21 protein-coding genes are annotated in these 21,628 nt (G+C 62.7%); 1 reads left to right on the top strand and 20 read right to left on the bottom strand.

Features of this window, described 5'->3' with window-relative positions:
* Positions 1-68 precede the first annotated feature (68 nt).
* The 3 genes from secF to purB form a co-directional block, all read right to left on the bottom strand.
* Entirely contained in the window at positions 69-983 is a 915-nt protein-coding gene (secF, locus tag OCV66_RS09545) for a protein translocase subunit SecF (protein WP_054326680.1), read from the bottom strand.
* Positions 984-1,001: 18 nt separating this feature from the next.
* Positions 1,002-2,291: a protein translocase subunit SecD gene (gene secD, locus OCV66_RS09540; protein WP_054326679.1), complete on the bottom strand. Its 1,290-nt coding sequence runs from the start codon at positions 2,289-2,291 to the stop codon at positions 1,002-1,004.
* 92 nt (positions 2,292-2,383) lie between these two features.
* Positions 2,384-3,814: an adenylosuccinate lyase gene (gene purB / locus OCV66_RS09535; RefSeq protein ID WP_147574196.1), complete on the bottom strand. Its 1,431-nt coding sequence runs from the start codon at positions 3,812-3,814 to the stop codon at positions 2,384-2,386.
* A 249-nt stretch (positions 3,815-4,063) separates the two neighbouring features.
* Between purB and OCV66_RS09530 the strand changes: the two genes are divergently transcribed.
* Positions 4,064-4,696 carry a GNAT family N-acetyltransferase gene (locus tag OCV66_RS09530; RefSeq protein ID WP_054326677.1) on the top strand — a complete coding sequence of 211 codons (633 nt, stop codon included), beginning with the start codon at positions 4,064-4,066 and terminating at the stop codon, positions 4,694-4,696.
* Positions 4,697-4,734: 38 nt separating this feature from the next.
* Here OCV66_RS09530 and OCV66_RS09525 read toward each other — a convergent pair whose 3' ends face one another.
* The 17 genes from OCV66_RS09525 to OCV66_RS09445 form a co-directional block, all read right to left on the bottom strand.
* Positions 4,735-5,928, bottom strand: a complete 1,194-nt coding sequence (locus tag OCV66_RS09525) for a pyridoxal phosphate-dependent aminotransferase (protein ID WP_147574204.1) — start codon at positions 5,926-5,928, stop codon at positions 4,735-4,737.
* A gap of 160 nt (positions 5,929-6,088) precedes the next feature.
* Positions 6,089-6,748, bottom strand: coding sequence for a thiamine diphosphokinase (locus OCV66_RS09520; RefSeq protein WP_147574195.1), 660 nt, complete (start codon positions 6,746-6,748; stop codon positions 6,089-6,091).
* Positions 6,718-7,617 (bottom strand): ribosome small subunit-dependent GTPase A, encoded by a 900-nt coding sequence (gene rsgA / locus OCV66_RS09515; protein ID WP_207724479.1) that lies wholly within the window; start codon positions 7,615-7,617, stop codon positions 6,718-6,720. The genes OCV66_RS09520 and rsgA overlap by 31 nt, the downstream gene beginning before the upstream one ends.
* Before the next feature lie 17 nt (positions 7,618-7,634).
* On the bottom strand, positions 7,635-9,677 hold the full coding sequence (gene pknB / locus OCV66_RS09510) for a Stk1 family PASTA domain-containing Ser/Thr kinase (RefSeq protein ID WP_054326675.1): 2,043 nt from the start codon (positions 9,675-9,677) through the stop codon (positions 7,635-7,637).
* A 6-nt stretch (positions 9,678-9,683) separates the two neighbouring features.
* Positions 9,684-10,436: a Stp1/IreP family PP2C-type Ser/Thr phosphatase gene (locus OCV66_RS09505; RefSeq protein WP_054326674.1), complete on the bottom strand. Its 753-nt coding sequence runs from the start codon at positions 10,434-10,436 to the stop codon at positions 9,684-9,686.
* Positions 10,437-10,561: 125 nt separating this feature from the next.
* Positions 10,562-11,608: a 23S rRNA (adenine(2503)-C(2))-methyltransferase RlmN gene (gene rlmN / locus OCV66_RS09500; protein WP_054326673.1), complete on the bottom strand. Its 1,047-nt coding sequence runs from the start codon at positions 11,606-11,608 to the stop codon at positions 10,562-10,564.
* Positions 11,605-12,954, bottom strand: a complete 1,350-nt coding sequence (gene rsmB, locus OCV66_RS09495; RefSeq protein WP_054326672.1) for a 16S rRNA (cytosine(967)-C(5))-methyltransferase RsmB — start codon at positions 12,952-12,954, stop codon at positions 11,605-11,607. Before rsmB ends, rlmN begins: the two co-directional genes overlap by 4 nt.
* Positions 12,947-13,654 carry a zinc metallopeptidase gene (locus OCV66_RS09490; protein WP_054326671.1) on the bottom strand — a complete coding sequence of 236 codons (708 nt, stop codon included), beginning with the start codon at positions 13,652-13,654 and terminating at the stop codon, positions 12,947-12,949. Before OCV66_RS09490 ends, rsmB begins: the two co-directional genes overlap by 8 nt.
* Before the next feature lie 10 nt (positions 13,655-13,664).
* On the bottom strand, positions 13,665-14,588 hold the full coding sequence (gene fmt / locus OCV66_RS09485) for a methionyl-tRNA formyltransferase (protein WP_054326670.1): 924 nt from the start codon (positions 14,586-14,588) through the stop codon (positions 13,665-13,667).
* Positions 14,585-15,091 carry a peptide deformylase gene (gene def / locus OCV66_RS09480; RefSeq protein ID WP_054326669.1) on the bottom strand — a complete coding sequence of 169 codons (507 nt, stop codon included), beginning with the start codon at positions 15,089-15,091 and terminating at the stop codon, positions 14,585-14,587. Before def ends, fmt begins: the two co-directional genes overlap by 4 nt.
* A 6-nt stretch (positions 15,092-15,097) precedes the next feature.
* Entirely contained in the window at positions 15,098-15,700 is a 603-nt protein-coding gene (locus tag OCV66_RS09475; RefSeq protein ID WP_054326668.1) for a GNAT family N-acetyltransferase, read from the bottom strand.
* 25 nt (positions 15,701-15,725) lie between these two features.
* Positions 15,726-18,179 carry a replication restart helicase PriA gene (priA, locus tag OCV66_RS09470; RefSeq protein WP_243182425.1) on the bottom strand — a complete coding sequence of 818 codons (2,454 nt, stop codon included), beginning with the start codon at positions 18,177-18,179 and terminating at the stop codon, positions 15,726-15,728.
* 69 nt (positions 18,180-18,248) lie between these two features.
* Positions 18,249-19,454, bottom strand: coding sequence for a bifunctional phosphopantothenoylcysteine decarboxylase/phosphopantothenate--cysteine ligase CoaBC (coaBC, locus tag OCV66_RS09465; protein WP_054326667.1), 1,206 nt, complete (start codon positions 19,452-19,454; stop codon positions 18,249-18,251).
* 3 nt (positions 19,455-19,457) lie between these two features.
* Positions 19,458-19,847 carry a DNA-directed RNA polymerase subunit omega gene (gene rpoZ / locus OCV66_RS09460; protein ID WP_262564337.1) on the bottom strand — a complete coding sequence of 130 codons (390 nt, stop codon included), beginning with the start codon at positions 19,845-19,847 and terminating at the stop codon, positions 19,458-19,460.
* A gap of 56 nt (positions 19,848-19,903) precedes the next feature.
* Positions 19,904-20,464: a guanylate kinase gene (gene gmk, locus OCV66_RS09455; RefSeq protein WP_054326666.1), complete on the bottom strand. Its 561-nt coding sequence runs from the start codon at positions 20,462-20,464 to the stop codon at positions 19,904-19,906.
* Positions 20,457-20,720, bottom strand: coding sequence for an extracellular matrix/biofilm regulator RemA (gene remA, locus OCV66_RS09450; protein WP_082396900.1), 264 nt, complete (start codon positions 20,718-20,720; stop codon positions 20,457-20,459). The genes gmk and remA overlap by 8 nt, the downstream gene beginning before the upstream one ends.
* A gap of 25 nt (positions 20,721-20,745) precedes the next feature.
* A complete protein-coding gene (locus tag OCV66_RS09445) occupies positions 20,746-21,621 on the bottom strand; it encodes a YicC/YloC family endoribonuclease (protein ID WP_054326665.1) in 876 nt (291 codons plus the stop codon).
* Positions 21,622-21,628 lie beyond the last annotated feature (7 nt).

The raw sequence follows: 21,628 nt of genomic DNA, 5'->3' as shown, positions 1-21,628 counted from the left end.
AACCGGACGGGGATACACGCCGCACCCCCGTCCGTTGTTTCGCGCAGTACGCGCTTCTTTCCCTTTATTCAGATACGTTTCTTGCGGAAATGCTTGCGGTAGAACGACCAGAAGCTTGCCGACAGCATGATCGACGACCAGGCGCCCGCAACGATGCCCACGATCAGCGGCAGCGTAAACTGCTTGAGAGACGGCACGCCCAGAACAAAGATCATGCCGACTGTGAACAGCGTGGTAAGGGTCGTGTTGATGGTACGTCCCATGGTCTGCCAGACGCTGCGCTCCGCGACCTCCTCAAACGGCTCCTTGCGCGCCACACGCAGGTTCTCACGGATGCGGTCGAATACGATGATGGACGCGTTGATCGAATAGCCGAGTATGGTCAGCGCCGCAGCGATAAAGCCGGTGTCCAGCGGGATCTGGAACCATACATAGACCGACAGCATGATCAACAGGTCGTGGATCAGGCAGGTGACCGCCGCCAGGCCGCTGGTGAGTTCAAATCGGATGGTGATATAGATCAGCATCAGCACGATCGCCACTACCGCGCACAGGAACGCCGCGCGCTGTAGGTCGCTGCCGACCGAAGGGGAAACGTCGTTATTGTTGTATAGATCTTTTCCATCTTTGTCCAGGCTGTAGGTTTCGACCATCTTGTCGATGACAGCCGCGCGCTTTTCCGAATCGATCGAGGTAGAGCGGATCAGCACGTTTTCGTTGCTGTCGCCCGACGAGGTGACCGAGGACGGGTCGACGCCCGTTACCTCCTGAAACAACTCGCGCACCTCAGTCTGGACCGTCTGGTCCACCGTCTTGTGCAGGTTGAACTCCATCTCCGTGCCGCCGGCAAAGTCGATGCTCAGGTTAAAGAAGTTCTGGCCGAACGGCAGCGCAATCAGAGCCACCAAGCCGGTCGCGCACAGCAGGATGGAGATAATGCCAAAAATCTTGAAATTCTTCAGAATGGGAAACTTGGGTTTCATTATTTATCTCCTCCTTTCTTAAACGCCGTAAGCCTTGGGGCTGCGAACATGGAAATCCACCATGCGGTTGAGCAGGAAATGGGTCACCGTCAGGGCTGTAAACATGGAAATGATAACGCCGAGGCCCAGCGTGGTCGCAAAGCCGACGATTGTGCCGGTACCCATCCAGAACAGCACCGCGGCCGCAATCAGCGTGGTGATGTTGGAGTCCAGGATCGCGGTGAACGCGCGCTTAAAGCCGGAGTCGATAGCACTCTTGACGGTCTTGCCCGCGCGCAGCTCTTCCTTGATGCGTTCAAAGATAATGACGTTCGCATCGACCGCCATGCCGATCGACAGGATGATGCCCGCGATACCCGGCAGGGACAGGTTGACACGGATCAGGCCGAACACGACCGCTTCAATGACAATATAGAAGCCGAGCGCCAGACAGGCGACCAGGCCCGGGATGCGGTAAACGATCAGCATGAACAGGCAGACCAGCACAATGCCGATCGCGCCCGCGAGCAGCGAGGTCTGCAGGGCGTTCGCGCCGAGCTGCGGGCCAACCGAGCGAAGCTCAACCTGCTTGAGGCTGAACGGCATCTGGCCGACGTTGATCAGGTCCGCCAGCTCCTTGGCGCTTTCCGCCGTGAAGTTGCCGCCCGAGATCACGCAGGTACTCTGCGTCAGCTGGTTCTCCACCATCGGTGTGGAAATCGCCTGATCGTCCATGACGATGGCAAGGAAGTTCATACCGTCCGTATTTTTCCGCGCCGCGATCGAAGCGGTCGCCTCGGAGAATTTCTGCGTTCCCTCGTCGGTAAACTCGATCTGGACGTAATGCTCGTCCGTCAGTTCCGCGCCGGTCGGCTGGCCGTACATGGCGGTCGCACGCTTGATATCTGTGCCGGTCAGCCACTCCTTGCCGTCCGCGTCCATAAACACGAGCTGCGCGGTCGAGCCCAACGTCTGCACGGCTTCTTCAGGATTGGTGATCTGCGGGATCTCGACCGAGATGCGGTTGTCGCCCGAAAGCGCGACAGTCGCCTCGGTGAAGCCCTTGTTGGTCAGGCGCTGACGGATCATGGACTGCGCCGTTTCCATATCGCTGGACAGGTTGCCCGTATCGTAGCCCTCCGGCAGCTCCGCCTCATATACGATGCGCGAACCGCCCACCAGATCGAGGCCGAGCCGGATGCCGTGCTCGGTATCATTCACCGCAGGGATGATCGTGCGCCCTGCAACGGTAAAGCCCATTACCGCGCAAAGACCGAGCAAAACGATCACGAGCATGACTGCGATGAAAGAAATCACACTCTTTTTCAATGTTTTACAGCCTCCTTTGTTTTCTTACACAACTGATTTAGTATACTGCGAAACCGCAGAAAAGTCAATATTGCCGTGTCTGGCCACCGCGCTTACAGGTTGATCTCCACCGTGACGTCCCCGCCGTCCAGATAGGGCGCGATAGCCGGCCGGACGCACTCGCTGAGGAACTCGTCCACCTGGGACGGGCAGCGGCCGATATACGCGGACGGGTCCAGGTGCTCCATAATCTGCTCGCGCGTCATGCCGAACATCGGGTCCGCGGCGATGCGGTCGATCAGGTCGTTGTCCAGCCCTTCCTCCTTGATGCGCTTGCCCGCAGCCATGGAATGCTCGCGGATGCGCTCGTGCAGCTCCTGCCGGTTGCCGCCGCGCTTGACCGCGCCCATCATGATGTTTTCGGTCGCCATAAAGGGCAGCTCGTTCATCACGTGCTGGTGGATGACCTTGGGATATACCACCAGGCCGGACACCACGTTAATCATAATGTTCAGAATCGCGTCCACCGCAAGGAACGCCTCCGGCACGGAGATGCGCTTGTTCGCCGAATCGTCGAGCGTGCGCTCGAACCACTGGGTAGCAGAGGTAAAGGCGGGGTTCAGGCTGTCCGTGATGACATAGCGCGCCAGCGCGCAGATTCGCTCGCTCCTCATCGGATTGCGCTTGTACGGCATCGCGGACGAGCCGATCTGGTGCGCCTCGAACGGCTCCTCAATCTCCTTGAGGTGCTGCAGCAAACGCAGGTCGGTGGCAAACTTGGACGCCGACTGCGCGATGCCGGACAGGGTAGCCAGCGTCTGCGCGTCGATCTTGCGCGAGTAGGTCTGTCCGGAAACCGGCACCACACCCGCGAAGCCGAAGTCCGCCGCGATGCGCGCTTCCAGCTCCTTGACCTTGCCCTCGTCCCCGTCGAACAGCTCCATAAAGGACGCCTGCGTGCCGGTCGTACCCTTGTTGCCCAGCATGCGCAGGTTTTCAATGCGGTACTCAACCTCGGCCAGATCCATCAGCAGCTCGTTCATCCACAGGGTCGCGCGCTTGCCGACCGTGGTGAGCTGCGCGGGCTGAAAGTGGGTGAAGCCCAGCGTGGGCTGCGCCTTGTGCGCGTCCGCGAAGCGCGCCAGCTTGTCCAGCACCACGGCCAGCTTTTTGCGCACGAGCAGCAGGCCCGCGCGGATCTGGATGATATCCGTGTTATCGCCCACATAGGCGCTCGTCGCGCCGAGGTGGATGATGCCCGCCGCCTTGGGCGCAGCCTTGCCGAACGTATAGACGTGCGCCATCACGTCGTGGCGGACCTCTTTCTCACGCGCCTTGGCCGTATCATAATCGATATCGGTCAAATGCGCCTCCATTTCGTCCACCTGCTCTTGGGTGATGGGCAGGCCGAGCGCCATCTCCGCCTTAGCCAGCGACACCCACAGGCGGCGCCAGGTAGAAAACTTCATATCCGAGGAAAAGGTATACAGCATCTCCTCCGAAGCGTAGCGCGAAGAAAGCGGGCTTTCGTACACGTTGTTCATGTCAGTCGTCCTTTCCGATCTATCTTCATTTTTTGTGGAAACACAAAAGAACGGACTGAAACAGTCCGCTCTTAGTTTATCACCCCATCCCGCGCATTTCAAGCAAAACCGCCTTGTTTTGCGCACACATTGTAACAATAAACAAAGAAATCCCCCGTGCGTGCCATTGATTTGACAGCGCCGCGGCACGGCTTGACGGACCACGGCCTGCATGCTATCATCAAGTCAGCCACAAACCGGAGGTGCAACATGAGAAAAGCCCGTCAGGACGAGCTTCCAGCGCTGGCCGCGCTGATGTTCGACCAGTTTTATGAAAAGGAAGAGCTGCGGCAGCAGTTTTCCGGCGTGGATATGGAAACCGCCCGCCAAGTCGGTCCGACCATACTCAGCCTCGGACAGGACTATTTCTTCGAACACGGCGATGTTTTCGTCTGCGAGACTGCGGACGGTGCGCTCACCGGCGCGCTGGTCGGCACCGACCCGTGCAGGCGCGCCCCGCTCGGTCCGCTCGCGCAGATCATTTATCTGCTGCGGCGCGGCCGCGCGCTGCGCGGCATCCCCAAGCGCCTGCTCGCACAGCTCACACGCAACAGCCGGCCCGTTATGGCCGTACACAGCATGAACTGGTACCGGCGCTATTGCAACCGGCCGTACTACATCGCGCAGTTCGCTGTCGCCAAGGCACACCGTGGCACAGGTGTCGCCCGCGAGCTGATGGACGGCGCGCTCGCCCGCGCAGCGGCGCTGGGCTGCCAGACAGTCGCGCTCGAAACCTTTTCACGGGAGAATGTGCCGATTTACCTGCATTTCGGCTTCCAGCTCAAGCAGGTTCACACCTGCGGCGCGTTCACGGAATACCGCCTGCTCAAGCCGCTCGAATAATGCAAAAGGGAGGACATCCGTCCTCCCTTTTCCTGTCATTATGCGTTTTGGATGAACTGTTCCAGCCGGTCCAGCCCCTTGTCGATCTCGGCCAGCGAGGTCGCGTAGCTCCAGCGGACAAAGCCAGGCGCCGCGAACGCCGTACACGGCACGGTCGCCACCAGCCCTTTTTCCAGGAACAGATGCGCGAAATCCTCCGCGCTCCCAATCGTTTTCCCGTACATGGACTTGCCGATGAAGCTTTTCATGTTCATCATCACATAGAACGCGCCCTGCGGCTTGATGCAGGAAACACCCGCGATGCGGTTCATACGCCCGACCAGATGATCCCGACGCTTCTCAAACGCGCGTTTCATGGCCTGCATATCCTCCTGCGGGCCGCGCAGCGCCACGATCGCCGCGTGCTGGGAGATCGTGGAGGGCGCCGAGGTGGAATGGCTCAGGTAATTGCCCATCACACGGGCCAGCTCCGGATTGGAGGCCGTGTAGCCAATGCGCCAGCCGGTCATGGCATAGCTCTTGGACACGCCGTTAACCAGTATGGTCCGCTCCTTGACATCCTCGCCCAGCGAAGCAAAGGATACGAACTCGATATCGTCATAGACCAGGTTGCAGTAAATCTCGTCCGCGATCACATAGACGTTGCGGCGGCAGCATACCTCGGCGATCGCCTCCAGCTCTGCGCGCGTATAGACCATGCCGGTCGGGTTGCAGGGCGAATTGAGCATAAACACCTTGGTCCGGTCGGTGATCGCCGCGTCGAGCTGCGCCGCCGTGATCTTGAAATCCTCGGCCTCGCCCGCGGCGACAATCACAGGCACCGCGCCCGCCTGCTTGACCATCTCAGAATAGCTGACCCAGTAGGGCGCCGCGATCACGACCTCGTCGCCCGGGTCGCACAGCGTCATCAGCGCCACATAGACCGAATGCTTCGCGCCGGACGCGACCACGATCTGGCTGGGCGCGTATTCCAGCCCAAAGTCCGCCCTCAGGCGGTAGCTCGCCGCTTCGCGGAGCTGCATCAGTCCTGCGGCCGGCGTATATTTGGTAAAGTTGTTTTCGATCGCATCGATGCCCGCCTGCTTGATATGCTCGGGCGTCGGGAAATCCGGCTCGCCCGCGCCGAAGCCGACGACGTCCTTCCCCTCTGCTTTCATCTGCTTGAACAGCGAATCAATCGCAAGCGTGGTGGACGCCTGCACGCCGGCGGCGATTTTGGAAATCGGCTTCAATGCCACGATACAGCACTCTCCCTTACAAGTCTGTTCCCGTTTCTCTCTACAATCCTTATTATATGCTTCCTTTTTTCATTTTGCAAGTATGCTATCAAAAAATTGCAAAAACGAAAGGGATAAAAAAACCGCCCCTAGCGGCGGTTTTGGTGTGAATTTTTCACAAAACGCGCGTCCAGTCGCGCGAAAAGATCACAAGCGAGCGCCCCTCTCGAATGGTTACCGAAAAGCTGTCCGCGATTGCTTCGTTGGATATCGTGACCATTCCCGCCCTCGTGACGACCGCGTCGCGCAGCGGATACTTGGCGTTTTCGATACTTACGCCGGTCAAAACCGCGTCGAGCGGCACCAGCGAAAAATAGGCGTACTCCGGCGGCATTTTGAATTTTTGACATCCGCCCTCATGCAAAACGATTTGATTCTGCCGGTCCAGCACTGTCAGGCGCCCACCCATGGCATACGCCTCCTCCAGCAGGGACAGGTTGGCGAGCATATGGTCGATGCGCCCGCCAGTCGCGCAGACCAGCGTCGCCTCGGTGCAGCCGCGGCGGAACACCTCGCGCAGACAGCCCTGCGTGTCCGTATCGTCTTTTTCCGGACGCAGGCGCACAACCTCGGCCCCCTCGACCTCCGGCATGGAGTCGCAGTCCGAAATCATGAAGTCCGGATGCAGGCCGAGCGCGCGGGCATGGCGCAGGCCGCCGTCCGCGCAGGCGATCAGCGCGTCCGGATGCTTCTTCAGGAACGCGCGGATATAGCCGTATTCGGTTTCCGGCGCGGCCGCGAAAATCAGCGCGTGCCGCCTTTCAAAAGCTCCCATTCTTTCAGATCCTTTACACCCTCATAGAGTTTGACATAGCTCTCATGCCGGCTCTCCGCGATCTCCCCCGCCTGGACCGCCGCGCACACCGCGCAGCCCTTTTCCTTTACATGCGCGCAGCCGGTAAACCTGCACTGGCCCAAATAGGGCACGAACTCGGGAAACGCGTACTGCAGATCCTCGGCCAGCACCAGATCCATCTGTCCAGTCTCGAACGAGGAAAAGCCGGGCGTGTCCGCGATATAGCCACCACCCTCCACAGGGTGCAGCTCGACATGGCGGGTCGTATGCCGCCCCCTGCCGATACGGTCGGAGATTGCACCCACCTCTGCGCCAAAGCCGCTGTCCAGCCGGTTGAGCACGCTGGACTTGCCCACGCCGGAGTTGCCGGCGAACGCCGCCACCCTGCCGCGGATGCGGTCCTTCAGGCGCTCGATGCCCTCTCCGGTCAGCGCGCTGACGCGCAACGTTTCGATCCCGCTTTTTTCGTAAATGCGGAACAAATCGTCCCCCGGGTCCTCGTCCGTTTTGTTGATGACGACCAGCGCACCGATCCCCTTATGGACCGCGATCGCCGTTACCTTATCGATCAAAAACGGGTCGGTCACCGGCGGGGCCGCGGAGGCGACCACCGCCAGCAGGTCCAGGTTTGCGACCGCTGGACGCACTAGGCTGTTTTTGCGCGGATGGATATCGGTCAGGTAGCCCGTACCATCCTCCGGCTGGATTTCCAGCATAACCCGATCGCCAATGATCGGCTTGCCGACCGTCTTGCGGAAACGGCCGCGCGCCTTGCACTCGATCAGCCCTTCGGCCGTATCCACATAATAGAAACCGCCGATGCCCTTGAGAATGATCCCTTCGATCAAAAAATACGCCCCTTTTGTCAACTGAACGTGTAGGTGGAGGTCGATGCGTTTCCGTCAACGCTGACCGTGACCTCATGCTGTCCCGGCGTGCCTTTCACGCGGACGGTCACGCTGCCCGAATCGGTCGCATGCGTCTGGTCGTACTGCACCATACCGTCCACCGAAATGACCACATGCGCCATATCCGTGTTGTCCGGCAGCGCGACCGAAACGCTCGCGTAGCCGACCTGCGGCTCCTGCGGCTCGGGCTCGCTTCCGTTGTCCGTTTCGCCGCTGTCCGGATTATCGTCCGGCTTATCCGGCTCCCCCTCGGGCGTCTGCGTCCTGCCCTTGGAGATCTGGATGTTGACCACGGTACCCTCGCTGACCGTGGAATCCTTTTCCACGGACTGCCAGATGACCGTGCCGGCCGCGGCATCGCTCTCAACCGGACTGACCGAGCCGAGCGCGAGACCCTTTTCCTCCAGCGCCTTCTGCGCCGCGCTCTGCGTCATGCCGAACAGGTTGGGTACCTGCGTCTCCTTTTCTTCCTTGCCGGTGCTGATATAGACGGTCAGCGTCGCGCCCCGCGCAAGCTCCTTCCCTGCGGCAGGGTCGGTTCGCGTGACCTTTCCCTTTTCCACTTCGTCCGACGGCTCCTCGGCGGTCTTGAGCGTGATATCCTCCTCCGCCAGCGCGGCCTGCACATATTCGAGCGTTTTATCCTTGAAATCGACGATCTTATAGGTGTTCTGCACATTATCGCCGCCCGCGGATACGGTAACGGTAATGATCGTACCCTTGACCGCGCTTTCGCCCGTACCCGGGTCCTGTTCCAGCACCTCGCCCACCGGCCGGTTGGATGCAACGCGCTTGTCCGCTTCCTTAATCGTGAAGTTTCCGGTCACTTCGGTATCCGCCAGGATCTCCTCGATATCACGGCCCACAAGCGCCGGAACGCTGATCTTCTGCTCCCCGTTGCCGCCCGTGAACAGCAGGATGCCCGTCACCAGCAGCGCGATCACCGCAAACACAGCCACCGCGATGCCCGCGGCCAGCCCCGGCCGCTCCGCCAAGCGTTCGAAAAAGCCTTCCGGCTCCGGCTCGGGCGCCGGTGCGCGGCGATCCCGACCGCCTGTCCGATCGCGCTCAGGCGATACCGGCGTGCGGCGCGCCGCCTGCTGCACCTCGCGGCCCAGCACCTGCGTTTCGCCCGCCTCGTCCGGCACGCAGCTGTAATGGAACTGCGCGTTCGCATCGTCTTTCAGTCGGTCCAGGTCGGCCAGAAGCTCTTCGGCCGACGTATAGCGCCTGCTGATATTCGCGCACATCGCGTGCATCACGACTTCGTCCAGCCCCTTGGGAACGTCGGGCTGCCGCTCGCTCGGCGCAAGCGGCACCGCGTTCAGGTGCTGCATAACGACCTGCAGCGCGGTTTCGCCCTCAAACGGCAGCTTGCCCGTCAGCATTTCGTACATCACGACGCCGAGCGAGTAGATATCCGTCCGGTAATCGATCTTGGAACCCTTAGCCTGTTCGGGCGAGATATAATGCACCGAGCCGATGGCCTCCTGCACGACGCGGGTCTCCTGTGTTGTAGCAAAGGAGGCAATGCCGAAGTCGGTCAACTTGGCGGTGCCGTCCCGCAGGATAATAACGTTCTGCGGCTTGATATCCTGATGGATGATGCCGCGGGAATGGGCGTGTACCAGCGCGCGGCAGATCTGCTGCGCGAAAAACAACGCCTCCTGCCAAGGCAGATGCCCTTTTTTCTGCAGGTATTCCTTGAGCGTGACGCCCTCCATCAGCTCCATGACGATATAATCCGTGCCGTTGTCGCTGCCGACATCATAAACCGACACAATATTGTGGTGCGACAGCTTGGCGACCGCCTGCGACTCGATGGAAAAGCGCTTGCGGATATCCGGATCCCTGGCATATTCGTCCTTGAGGATCTTGACCGCCACATAGCGGTTGAGCACATGGCAGCGCGCGCGGTAGACGACCGCCATTCCGCCCACGCCGACCACGTCGATGATTTCGTACCGGCCGCCGAGCAGTTTGCCGATGTATTTATCCATATGCGGTCACGCCTCCTCTCCCGCGCCGCGGGTGAACAGCGCAACGGTGATATTGTCGCGGCCGCCGCCTTCCAGCGCAAGGGTCAGCAGCGCGTCGCCCGCCAGCGCGAGCGTTTTCGCGCTGCGGATGGTCTGCGCGATCTGCGCGTCCTCCGCCATGCCGCTCAGCCCGTCCGAGCAAAGCAGCAGAACCTCGTCCTCCTTCAAGCGCACCTCGAATAGGTCGCCCTCAACGTCCGGTTCCACGCCGACCGCGCGGGTGATCAGGTTCTTCTGCGGATGGGTGCGCGCGTCCGCCTCGGTGATACGGCCCTGGCGGCGCATCTCCTCCACATAGGAATGGTCCTCAGTGATCTGGCGCAGCCGTTCCCCGTCGAACAGGTAAGCGCGGCTGTCCCCCACGTTGAGGATAGTCGCCTGCTCCCCTTTGACGAGTGCCGCGACCAGCGTCGTACCCATGCCGCGGAATTCGGGCTGCCGCCCCGCCAGAGCGAACACCGTGCCGTTTGCGGCGTCGAGCGCCGCGGTCAACGCCTGCTGGCGCGTTTTTTCCCCCAGCTCACCATCCAACTGGGGCCGCACCTCCTCCACGAACACCTGCGCGGCAAAGCGGCTCGCCACGTTGCCAGCGTTCGCGCCGCCCATACCGTCGCACACCACAAGCAGCGCGGACTCGCTCGGCTCGCGCACCTCGATCTGGTAAATATCCTGGTTGGTCGGACGCACGCGCCCCTTATCGGTCAAGCCGAACCATTCCACAACAGAACACCTCCTGCGTCTTGACAGGGAGCCGCAGCCCCCGTTTACAGGGGATGCGCACGCTCCTCATCCGCATCCCCGTTCCCCGCGCCCCCGCACGGGACGCGCTTTTGCGGGCAAACCGTTTATTCTGCGCCGTCCGCCGCTGTCCGGCCAAGCTCCCTGCGCCGGAGCTGGCCGCAGGCCGCGTCGATATCCGGACCGAGCCGCCTCCTCACGGTCGCGGTCACGCCGCGGTTTTCCAGCGCCTGCTGAAAGCGGCGCACGACCTCCGGCCGCGAAGGCCGCAGCGGGCTTTCGGCCACCTCGTTAAGCGGGATCAGGTTGACATGCGCCGGCCGGCCGCGCAGCAGCTTTGCCAGCTTTTCGGCCTGCCAGATGCGGTCGGTCATATCCCGCGCCATCATGTACTCATAGGAAATACGGCGGCCGGTGGTATCGAAATAATACCGGCACGCGCGCATGAGCCGCTCGACCGGATACGCCTCGTTCACCGGCATAATGGAGGAGCGCGTCTCGTCGTCCGGCGCGTGCAGCGACACGGACAGGGTGATCTGCAGCTTCTCCCCTGCTAACCTCTCTATTTTATCAGCAATTCCGCTGGTTGACAAGGAGATATGCCGCTGTCCAATATTTACCCCCTCCGGACAGCTCACCAAATGCAGGAACCTGAGCACATTGTCGTAATTGTCCAGCGGCTCACCCGTACCCATAAGCACGATGTTGGATACCGCTTCGCCGCTGTCCTTCTGCATGAACAGAATCTCGTCCAGGATCTCGCCCGCGGACAGGTGGCGCTTAAGCCCATTCAGTCCGGACGCGCAGAACCGGCACCCCATGCGGCACCCGACCTGCGTGGAAACGCACACGGACACGCCGTGCTCATAGTGCATGAGCACGGACTCCACGCAGTCCCCGTCCCGCAGGCGCCACAGGTATTTGACCGTGCCGTCCACCTGGCTGACCTGCCTGCGCACGACCTGCGGCACGGTCAACACGAAACGCTCGGCCAGCCGCGCGCGCAGGTCCTTGGACAGGTTGGACATCTCTTCAAAGGACTCTACCCCCTGGTGGAGCCATTTGAAGATCTGTCCCGCGCGGAAGGGCTTCTCGCCCATGTCCGCCAGCGCGTTTTTCAGCTCTTCGATTGTCAGGGATTTGATTTCTGTCATGCGTTTCTCCTCAGCTTGGCAATGAAAAAGCCGTCGGTATCATGTACGGGCGGCAGCAAAGTCGCCATCCCGTCCTTCCGCGCGCCGCACACCGGATGCGCCCACGGAACAGCGGCGAAATCCGCGTTGTGCTCCAAAAAGGCGCGCACCACGTCCTCGTTTTCGCGCCGCAGGATCGTGCAGGTGGAATAGACTAGCGTGCCGCCCGGCCGCACATACCGCGCGCAGTTCTGTAAAATCGCCGCCTGCAAAGCGGGAAGCTCCTCCAGTCCAGCCGGATCCTTATAGCGGATCTCGGGCTTTTTGCGGATGATGCCGAAACCGGAGCACGGCACGTCGCACAGCACCACATCCGCCGTGCCGACCCAGTCCGCGCGCGGCGCGGCGGCGTCCTGCAGGGTGGTGCGGATGTTCGGCAGTCCGAGCCGCGCCGCACCCGCCCGGATGCGCTTGAGCTTATGTTCATAAATATCGCAGGATATGACGCTGCCCTTACCCCACATGCGTTCGGCCATGACAAAGCTTTTGCCGCCCGGCGCGGCGCAGCAGTCGAGTACGGCGTCCCCCGGCTGGGGATCGGCCACCGCGGCCGCTAACGCGCTCGCCGCGTCCTGTACGGTGATACGCCCCTCGGCGAACGCGGGCAGCGCGGCCGCATCCCCGCCGGTACACAGCAGGATCTCCGGAAAGTCGCGGTGCGGCGTAACCGTCAGCCCCGCCGCTTCCAGCTCGCGGCGGGCTGCCCCTGGCGTGGTTTTCATCGTGTTGACACGTACGGAAACCGGCGTGTCCGCGTTGTCCGCACGGCAGAGCGCCTCGGCTGTCTTCAGGCCGAACTGCGCCGACCACAGCCGTACCAGCCATTCAGGATGGCTGTACCGCAGCGCGTAATAGCTCTCCTTATCCGGACAGTCGGGCGCCGGCAGCGCGCCGGCTTCCGCGACCTGCGCCGCACGGCGCAGCACCGCGTTGACAAACGACGTCGTGCGTTCGTTCGCACGGCAGTACCGCCGCACCAGCGCGACCGTTTCGGATACCGCCGCGTGCGCGGGGATCTTGTCCAACAGGATGAGCTGGTACAGACCCATGCGCAGGCAGGCCAGCACGCGCGGCGCGATCTTTTTCAGCCGCACGCTGGAAAACTGCCGCAGGTACCAGTCGAGCAGCAGCTCGTTCTGCACCGTGCCGTAGGTGAGCCGCGCGGCCAGCGCCGCGTCTCGGCCGGCCAGCCCCGCGCGGGCGAGGTAGTGGTGCAGCGCCCCGTCCGACCACGCGCCCTCCTCCTGCATGGAAAACAGGGAAAATGCTGCAGCCTCGCGCGGGGTGCGCGGACGCTTATCAATCATGGCGGTTCCGTCCCCCGAAAATCAGCAGCAGGCGCAACAGCTGCGCGAACGATACGGCGAGCGCCGCGAAATAGGTCATTGCGGCGGCGGTCAGCGTCTTCTTTGCCATCGGATACTCGTCCTCGGTCAGCAAGCCGCCCTGCTCGATCGCAGCGAGCGCGCGGTTGGACGCGTTGACCTCAACCGGCAGGGTCACCAGCTGGAACACGGTCGACAGCGCGAACGCCCAGATGCCGAGGTCGATCAGAATGCCCGAATTCATAAACAGCCCCAGAATAATCAGCGGGAACGCGGCCATTGAGCCGAACTGCGTCACTGGAATAATGGCCGCGCGCAGACGGATGGGGAAATATCCGACCGCGTACTGCACCGCATGCCCTGCCTCGTGCGCGGCCACGCCGACCGACGCGACCGAGGTGGAGGAATACACCGCGTTCGACAGACGGATGGTGTTGGTGCGCGGGTCAAAATGGTCGGTCAGCTTGCCCGCCACCCATTCGACGCGCACGCCGGTCACGCCGTTCTGGCGTAGCACAGCCTCGGCCGCCTGCGCGCCGGTCAAGCCGCGGCGGTTAAGCACCTGCGAATACCGGTTAAACGTGCTCTTTACCCTGGCCTGCGCCCAGAATGCCAGGATGATGCAGGGTACGACCAGCACGATATAATACATATCAATCCCGTAAAAACCATAATAAGGCATAGCTACTCCTTTATCTGCCTAAAAAGTTTCCCTTCTCCACCGCATGACCGCGCAGGAAATCCGCGCATCCCATGCGTTTGCCGCCAACGGGCTGGATCTCGGTCAGCCGGAGCGCGCCCTCGCCACACGCAACGGTGAGGCCCTTTTTCGGGTCGCTTTCCAGCACCTCGCCCGGCCGGCCGTGTCCGGAAACCGGCTCGGCGGCGTATACCTTGAGCCGCGCGCCCGCGAGCGTGGTCAGCGCGACCGGCCAGGGGTTGAGCCCGCGGATCAGGCAGTCCACGGCGCGCGCGGGCTTGGTCCAGTCGATCACCGCCATCTGCTTATCCAGCATATGCGCATAGCAGCTTCGGCTGTCGTCCTGCGGGACGGGTGTGATACGGTCCAGCCGCTCCAGCGTCTCGATCAGCAGCGCCGCGCCCGCCTGTGCCAGCCGGTCGAACAGCTCGCCCGCGGTCTCCCGCGCGCCGATCGGTGTCTCATAGGTCAGCAGCATACCGCCGGTATCCAGCCCCTCGGCCATCTGCATGGTGGTCACACCGGCCTTTTCGTCGCCCGCGATGACCGACCACTGGATAGGCGCCGCACCGCGCCAGCGCGGCAGCAGCGAGCCGTGTACGTTGATGCACCCGCGCGGCGGGATGTCCAGCACTGCCCGCGGCAGCAGCTTGCCGTACGCCACCACGATGACCGCCTCCGGCGCGAGCGCGCGCAGCCGTTCCTGCTCGTCCTCGTTTTTCAGCGTCGCGGGCTGGCAGACCGGAATGCCGCGCGCGAGCGCCAGCTCCTTGACCGGCGGCGCGGTCAGTACCTGCCTGCGGCCCTGCGGCTTATCCGGCTGGGTATACACCGCGCACACCTCATGCCCCGCGTCGAGCAATGCACGCAGGCTCGGCACGGCGAAATCCGGCGTGCCCATAAACACAAGCCTCATTCCGGCTCGCCCTCTTCCCCGTCTTCGCGCTGCAGCTCCTCGATGTCCACATACTCCTCCACCTTTTCGGTGAACAGATGTCCGTCCAGATGCTCGGTCTCATGGCAGAAGCACTGGGCAACGATGCCCTCGCCCTCGCGCTCGAACCAGTTGCCGTCGCGGTCCTGCGCGCGGATCCTGGCCCAGGTTGGGCGGGTGACGTAGCCGTACACGCCCGGCACGGACAGGCAGCCCTCCACGATGCGCTGCTCGCCGCTCTGCTCAACCACCTCGGGGTTGACCAGCTCGACCATCTCTTCCGGCTCCTGGTTCACGTCCAGCAGCACGACCACGCGGCGCAGCACGCCGACCTGCGGCGCAGCCAGCCCCACGCCGCCCGAATTCTCGAGCGTTTCGCGCATATCGTCGATCAGGGTATGCAGGCGCGCGTCGAACTTTTCCACCTTGCGGCTGCGCTTCAAAAGCTGCTCGTCGCCCTGCGTCAGAATTTTACGAAGTGCCATAGCGTTTCATTCCTCCATATTCAGCATTTCCGTGTAGCGTTGCAAACATTCCTGTATCTTCTTTTCGTCCAGCAACGGGAAAGCGATCACCGGTTCGGGCGCGCCCGCGCCGCCGAGACGCTTTTCAAACCAGCCGACATCATGCCATGTGCCAGCCTTCCAGCCCGACGCGCGCCATATCCCCGCGTCCACAAAGCCAAGCTTTCTGTGCAGCCGCTCGCTTTTTTCATTCGGCAGCGTGACGCAGCCGTACAGGCCGCGCAAATGCTGCAGCCCAAGCAGCTCGATCAGGCAGCGGTACAGCATAGTACCCAGCCCTTTCCCCTGCATCCCGCGCGCCAGATATACGGACAGTTCGGCGGCCCAGTCGTATGCCGCCCGCTCGCGCAGGCGGTGCGCATAGGCATAGCCCGCGATTTCCCCCGCCCGCTCGCACACCAGATAGGGGTACCAGGCGGATATCTCCCGTACCCGCGCGGCGAATTCCTCCGCCGTGGGTACGTCATATTCAAAGGTTACGGCCGTATCCGTGATGTACGGCGTGTAAATATCCAGCAGCGCGGCCGCGTCCTGTGGCGCTGACAGCCGGATGGTCCATTGTTGTTCCATAATCGTTTCTCTCCTGCGCGGCGTGCTACAAGTCCGGATTTTCATCCGCAAACACGGTCACGCCGCGGTTTTTGCTGTCAAGCAGGAATTCGCGCAGCACGCCCGCGATCAGCGAGCGCCACCGCGCGGTGTTCCTCGCGCGCATGGTCAGGTGATAGCGGTAGCGCCCCATCACCCGCACCACCTGCGCCGCCGCCGGCCCCAGCACCGGTGCCTTTACATCTGCGTACTGCCCTTCCATCAGGCTTTGCAGGCGGGCCTTGAGGGCGAGCAGGCTTTTCAACACCTGCTGCTCGACCTCACCCGCCGCGGTCAGCACGGTCAGGTCGCATACCGGCGGACACCGCAGCGCCTGGCGGGTTTCCAGCTCGCGCTCGAAAAACGCCTCATAATCCTGCCGCGCTGCAGCCAGGATGACCGGATGCGTGGGGCTGTAAGTCTGAATGACCGCCTTTCCGGTATCGAACCGCCGTCCCGCGCGCCCCACCACCTGCGTGATGAGCGAAAACGTGCGCTCACGCGCGCGGTAATCCTGCGCATACAGGCTCTGGTCCGCGTCCAGCACGCCGACCAGCGTGACGTTTTCAAAATCCAGCCCCTTGGTCACCATCTGGGTGCCGAGCAGGATATCCGCCTCGCCCTTGGCGAACTGCGCAAGCAGCTTTTCATGTGCGCCCTTGGTGTGCATGGTGTCCGCGTCCATACGCAGCACGCGCGCGGCTGGGAATTTCTCATGCAGCTCCTGCTCAACTTTCTGCGTGCCGGGCGTTTCGGTAAACAGGCTTTCCCCGCCGCAGGCCGGACACCTTCCGGTGATCCTGACCGACGCCCCGCAGTAATGACACATCGCCCGTCCGGAGGCCGAATGATAGGTCATGCTGGTTGAACAGGACGGGCATTCCGGAACCCAGCCGCAGATCGCGCAGCCGATCACGCGGCTGTTGCCGCGCCGGTTGAGGAACAGGATCGCCTGCTTTCCCCGCCCGAGCGCGCCGATCAGCTCGCTTTCCAACTGCGGACCGATCACGCCCCCCCGTCCCTCTCGGGCCAGGCCGCGCATATCGGCGATCAGCACATCCGGCAGCCCCGCGCCGAGGAACCGCTCGCTGAGTGTAAACACCGGATATTTCCCCTGCTGGGAGCCGTAATAGGTCTCGACCGACGGGGTCGCGGAGCCGAATACGAGCAGCGCGTTCTCCTGCGCGGCGCGGTACTTGGCTACGTCCCGCGCGTGGTAGCGCGGGGACTGCTCGGACCGGTACGCCCCGTCCTGCTCCTCGTCGATAATCAGGATGCCGAGGTCTTTCACCGGCGCGAACACCGCCGACCGCGTGCCGATCACCACGCGCGCGCGGCCGGACTGTATCTTTTTGAAGCTGTCGTACCGCTCTCCGACCGAAAGCGCGGAATGCAGCACCGCAACCTCATCCCCGAACTGAGCCGCAAACTGGCGCAATACCTGCGGCGTCAGCCCGATTTCAGGCACCAGCACGATCGCGCCGCGTCCCTGCCCCAGCGCTCTGGCAATCAGCTTCAGGTAAACCTGCGTCTTGCCGCTCCCCGTTACGCCGAACAGCAGCGCGGCGCGCGGCGTCCTTTCGTCCAGAAGCGCGGCAAGCCCGTCGAACGCCTGCTGCTGCTGCGTGCTTAGCACCGGCGGCGCGGCTTTCGGCACCTCGGAAAAATCCGGCGCGCGCAGCCGCTCCTCGTGCCGCATACGCAGCAGCCCTTTTTTGACCATATCGCGCAGCGCGGCGTCGGATACGCCCGTCATGTAGCAAAGCTCTTTCCAGCTCATCCAGCCGCCATCCGCAAGGATGGACACCACATCCAGCCGCGCGGGGCTACGCCGGCCGATCCGAGCCGCCGCAGCGCCGGCCTCCACGTCCAGGGAAAGCATCCGTTCGGTCTTATCGCCCGACCGCTGGGCGGTATTGCTGCGATAGGTCAGCACGCCCTCGCCTGCCAGCGCGTCCAGCACACGGGTCATGCTTCTGCCGCCCAGCCGCTGCCGGATATCCGAGGCCGCAAGCGTCTGCCCCGGCCGGTCGAACAGCGCGAGCACCGCGCCCGCCTCGCCTTCGCGCGCCCGCAGCGCGGCGAGGTCGGCATCCGGCGCAAGCGTGTAGGTTTCGTTCCGCTTGAACCACAGCCCGGCGGGCAGCATGACGCGCACACAGTCGAAATAGGTGCAGTACAGCCGCTCACGCATCCACGCGGCCAGCTTGAGCTGCCGCGCGTCCAGCACCGGCGCGTCGTCCAGCACCTCCACCACGGGCTTGAGCGGATGCCCGCCGTCGTCCTTCCGGAACGCGAGTACGACCGCTTCCGCCCGTTTATTGCCAAAGCCGAACGGCACGAGAACACGGGTGCCAATCCGCACCTGTTCCCGCAGCTCGTCCGGCACACGGTAGGAATATAGCTTGTCGATCGCATAGGTCGCCGCATCCACGGCGACCGCGCAGATTTTTTCCGCCAATGGATACGCCTCCTTATGCGCCTGATATCCGCCATGCGGGGACACGCATCCCATCCCCGCGGCGGGCGGTCACGCCCGCGCCTGCCGCATCGCGAGCAGCCGGTCCAAAATCACGTCCGCGAGCGCTTCCTTGCTCATCAGAGGCGGGGTCTCGCGCCGCCCATCCGCAAACAGGAGCGTCGCGACGTTGGTATCCGTGCCGAAGCCCGCGCCCGCGTCGCGCAGGGAGTTGGCCACCAACATATCGCAGTTTTTCCGCCGCAGCTTCTCCGCGGCGTTCTCCAACAGGCTCTGGGTTTCCATCGCGAAGCCGCAGAGCAACTGCCCGGGGCGCTTTTTACGCCCCAGCTCGGCCAGGATGTCCGGATTGCGCGCCAGCGCGAGCGTCAGCTCCCCCTCGCCCTTCTTGAGCTTTTCCGCCGCGGTCTCCGCGGGGCGGTAATCCCCCACCGCGGCCGCCTTGACGATCATATCCTGCTCCGCCGCGCGGGATACGACCGCGTCGTACATTTCGCACGCTGAAACCACATCCACCCGCTGAACGCCCGCCGGCGTGTCAAGCGCGGTCGGTCCGGAAACCAGCGTTGTCTCCGCGCCGCGCAGCGCCGCGCGCGCCGCTACCGCGTAGCCCATCTTGCCTGTGGAGTGGTTGGACAGGAAACGGACCGGATCCATCGCCTCCTGCGTCGGTCCAGCGGTGACCAGCACGCGCCGCCCCGCGAGATCCTGCGGGGTGAGCGCTTTTTCAATGCCCCAGAGCAGCGCGGGCGTGTCCGGCAGCTTGCCGCGGCCGGTGTCGCCACAGGCGAGATGGCCCGCCGCCGGATCGATGATATGGAAGCCCCGTTCGCGCAGCGTCCGCAGGTTCTGCTGCGTGACCGGATTATCGTACATGCCCGTATTCATTGCGGGCGCTACCACGACCGGCGCGCGGGTCGCCAGAAGCGTCGTCGTCACCATATCATCCGCGATGCCGTGCGCGGCCTTGGCAATGACGTTTGCGGTCGCGGGCGCGATCACAAACACATCCGCCGCCTTGGCCAGCGAGATATGCTCGACCTCCCACGCGAAGCTGCGATCGAACGTATCCACGACCGTCCGGTAGCCGGACAGGGTTTCAAACGTCATGGGAGCGATAAACTGCGTGGCCGACTCGGTCATCAGCACGCGCACCTGCGCGCCGGCCTGCCGCAGCTTGCTGGTCAGGTCGGCGGCCTTATACGCCGCGATGCCGCCGGTCACGCACAGAACTACGGTCTTTCCGCTCACGCGCATGGCTTACCGGTCCTCTTCCGGTACGTCGCCGTCGTCCAGCTCATGGTCGTCGAACTCGTCGAGGCGGCGGTCATCCTCCTCCTCGTCCTCCTCACGCTCGGCGCCTTCCTCGTCCTCGTCTTCGTCCAGATCGATCGAATCGTCCACATCCACCATCGCAGCCGCGATCGCGTTGTTCTTGATGATGACCGGCGCAGTGCGCGGTCCTGGGCGGTACACTACTTCCCCTGCGGCGATCTCGTCCAGCGCCAGCTTGACCGCCTTATCGGAAAGCTGCTCGCCCGTTTCCTCTGCCTGGTCAGCGATATCGCGAGCGCGCTGCGCCGCGAGGTTGACCAGCAGATAGCGGTTGCCCACACGTTTCATCAATTCCTGCATCGAAGGTTTCAGCATTGTAATCCATTCTCCTTATATTACCCTTTGTATTATTTATGCTCATGATCTGCGCGTTATGTACGCCGCGCCGCCAGAATGCCCTGCAGCTCGCGCACCGCGCGGTCGATCTCGTCATTGACGACGACATAATCGAACCTGTCCCTGCTTTTCAGTTCCTCTTTCGCGGTTTCCAGGCGCTTTCGCACCTTTTCCTCGTCCTCTGTGCCGCGTCCGCGCAGCCGCGCGGCCAGCTCCTCGAACGACGGGGGCGCGATAAACACCATCACCGCGTCCGGACGCTTCTGATGCACCTGCATCGCGCCCTGCACCTCGATCTCCAGAATCACATCGTACCCCTCGGCCAGCTTTTCGTTGACCGGCGCTTCGAGTGTGCCGTAATAATTATCCACATATCGGGCGTGCTCCAGAAAAGCGTTCTGCGCTATCTTCCGCTCAAAATCCGCGCGGGTCAGGAAGTAGTACTGCACCCCGTCCGTTTCGCCCGAGCGCGGCGCGCGCGTGGTCGCGGAGATCGAATAAAACAGGCGGTCATCCTCGGCCATCAGACGGGAAAGCAGCGTACCCTTTCCCGCTCCGGAAGGGCCGGTAAACACATACAGAGTACCCTTATTCATCCTCGCTCCCCCCTTCCTCGCTGTCGCCCGCGAAGCGCGCGGCAACGGTTTCCGGCTGCAGGGCGGACAGGACCACATGGTCGCTGTCCATAATGAGCACGGCGCGGGTCCGGCGGCCGTAGGTGCCGTCGATCACCATGCCGCGGTCGCGCGCCTCCTGTATAGTGCGCTTGACCGGCGCGGACTCCGGACTGACGATCGCGATCAGCCGCGAAGAGGCGACCATATTTCCAAAACCGATATTGATGAGCTTCACCCGCGCTGCCCCCTTTTATGACCTTTTACTCAATATTCTGTATCTGCTCGCGTATCTTCTCGATCTCGCTTTTGATATCCACCACGATGCGCGCCATCTCTACATCGTTCGCCTTGGAACCGATCGTATTGGCCTCGCGGTTCATCTCCTGCACAAGGAAGTCCAGCTTGCGGCCCACCGGCTGCGTTTCGCGCAGCATGGCGTCAAGCTGGTGCAGATGGCTGCGCAGGCGGACGGTCTCCTCATCCACCGCGGTCTTGTCGGCATAGACCGCCGCCTCGGTCAGGATGCGCGTCTCGTCGATGCTGGTGTCCGCCAGCACCTCCTGCATGCGCGCAAGCAGCTTTTCCCGATATTCGCGCACGCGCTCCGGTGAGCGGGCCTCCACCTCGCCCACCATGCGCCCGATGGCCGCGCAACGGCCTTTGACATCCTCCGCGAGCTTTTCGCCCTCGCGCAGGCGCATCTCATCAAAGCCGGCGCAGGCCTTTTCAAACACGGCGGTCACGTCGCGGATCATGGCGTCCGCGTCCTGCTCGATGCGTTCGGAGCCTAAAACGTCGGGCATTTTGGCCAGACTCGTCACGGTCACGTCATCCCGCAGGCCGTATTTGTCCGCGATCTCATGCAGGGCGTCCAGATAACGCTCGGCCAGCGCATGATTGACCGTAACGGCCACATCGCCGCCCTCCTGCACCTCGACGCCCACAAACACCTCAACCTTGCCGCGCGAGATGCGCGACGCGGCTGCTTTTTTTACTGCTTCATCCAGAAAGCCGTACTGACGCGGCGCCTTGACCGTGCAGTCCAGATAGCGGTGATTGACCGCGCGCAGCTCGACCGTGATCGTTTTCCCGTCCAGTTGTTCCCTGGCACGGCCATAGCCGGTCATACTCTTCATGTTACGT

Origin of the sequence: Agathobaculum ammoniilyticum, from assembly GCF_025567315.1 — a bacterium.
In the GTDB taxonomy this organism is placed as follows: domain Bacteria; phylum Bacillota; class Clostridia; order Oscillospirales; family Butyricicoccaceae; genus Agathobaculum; species Agathobaculum ammoniilyticum.
The sequence above is the reverse complement of the archived record's forward strand: the minus strand, read 5'-3'. Positions and strand labels throughout refer to the sequence as shown.

Coding starts and splice junctions, on each gene's coding strand:
- secF (WP_054326680.1), bottom strand. CDS start 983: ATGAAACCCAAGTTTCCCATTCTGAAGAATTTCAAGATTTTTGGCATT.
- purB (WP_147574196.1), bottom strand. CDS start 3,814: ATGAACAACGTGTACGAAAGCCCGCTTTCTTCGCGCTACGCTTCGGAG.
- OCV66_RS09530 (WP_054326677.1), top strand. CDS start 4,064: ATGAGAAAAGCCCGTCAGGACGAGCTTCCAGCGCTGGCCGCGCTGATG.
- OCV66_RS09520 (WP_147574195.1), bottom strand. CDS start 6,748: ATGGGAGCTTTTGAAAGGCGGCACGCGCTGATTTTCGCGGCCGCGCCG.
- pknB (WP_054326675.1), bottom strand. CDS start 9,677: ATGGATAAATACATCGGCAAACTGCTCGGCGGCCGGTACGAAATCATC.
- rlmN (WP_054326673.1), bottom strand. CDS start 11,608: ATGACAGAAATCAAATCCCTGACAATCGAAGAGCTGAAAAACGCGCTG.
- rsmB (WP_054326672.1), bottom strand. CDS start 12,954: ATGATTGATAAGCGTCCGCGCACCCCGCGCGAGGCTGCAGCATTTTCC.
- OCV66_RS09490 (WP_054326671.1), bottom strand. CDS start 13,654: ATGCCTTATTATGGTTTTTACGGGATTGATATGTATTATATCGTGCTG.
- fmt (WP_054326670.1), bottom strand. CDS start 14,588: ATGAGGCTTGTGTTTATGGGCACGCCGGATTTCGCCGTGCCGAGCCTG.
- def (WP_054326669.1), bottom strand. CDS start 15,091: ATGGCACTTCGTAAAATTCTGACGCAGGGCGACGAGCAGCTTTTGAAG.
- OCV66_RS09475 (WP_054326668.1), bottom strand. CDS start 15,700: ATGGAACAACAATGGACCATCCGGCTGTCAGCGCCACAGGACGCGGCC.
- coaBC (WP_054326667.1), bottom strand. CDS start 19,454: ATGCGCGTGAGCGGAAAGACCGTAGTTCTGTGCGTGACCGGCGGCATC.
- rpoZ (WP_262564337.1), bottom strand. CDS start 19,847: ATGCTGAAACCTTCGATGCAGGAATTGATGAAACGTGTGGGCAACCGC.
- gmk (WP_054326666.1), bottom strand. CDS start 20,464: ATGAATAAGGGTACTCTGTATGTGTTTACCGGCCCTTCCGGAGCGGGA.
- OCV66_RS09445 (WP_054326665.1), bottom strand. CDS start 21,621: ATGAAGAGTATGACCGGCTATGGCCGTGCCAGGGAACAACTGGACGGG.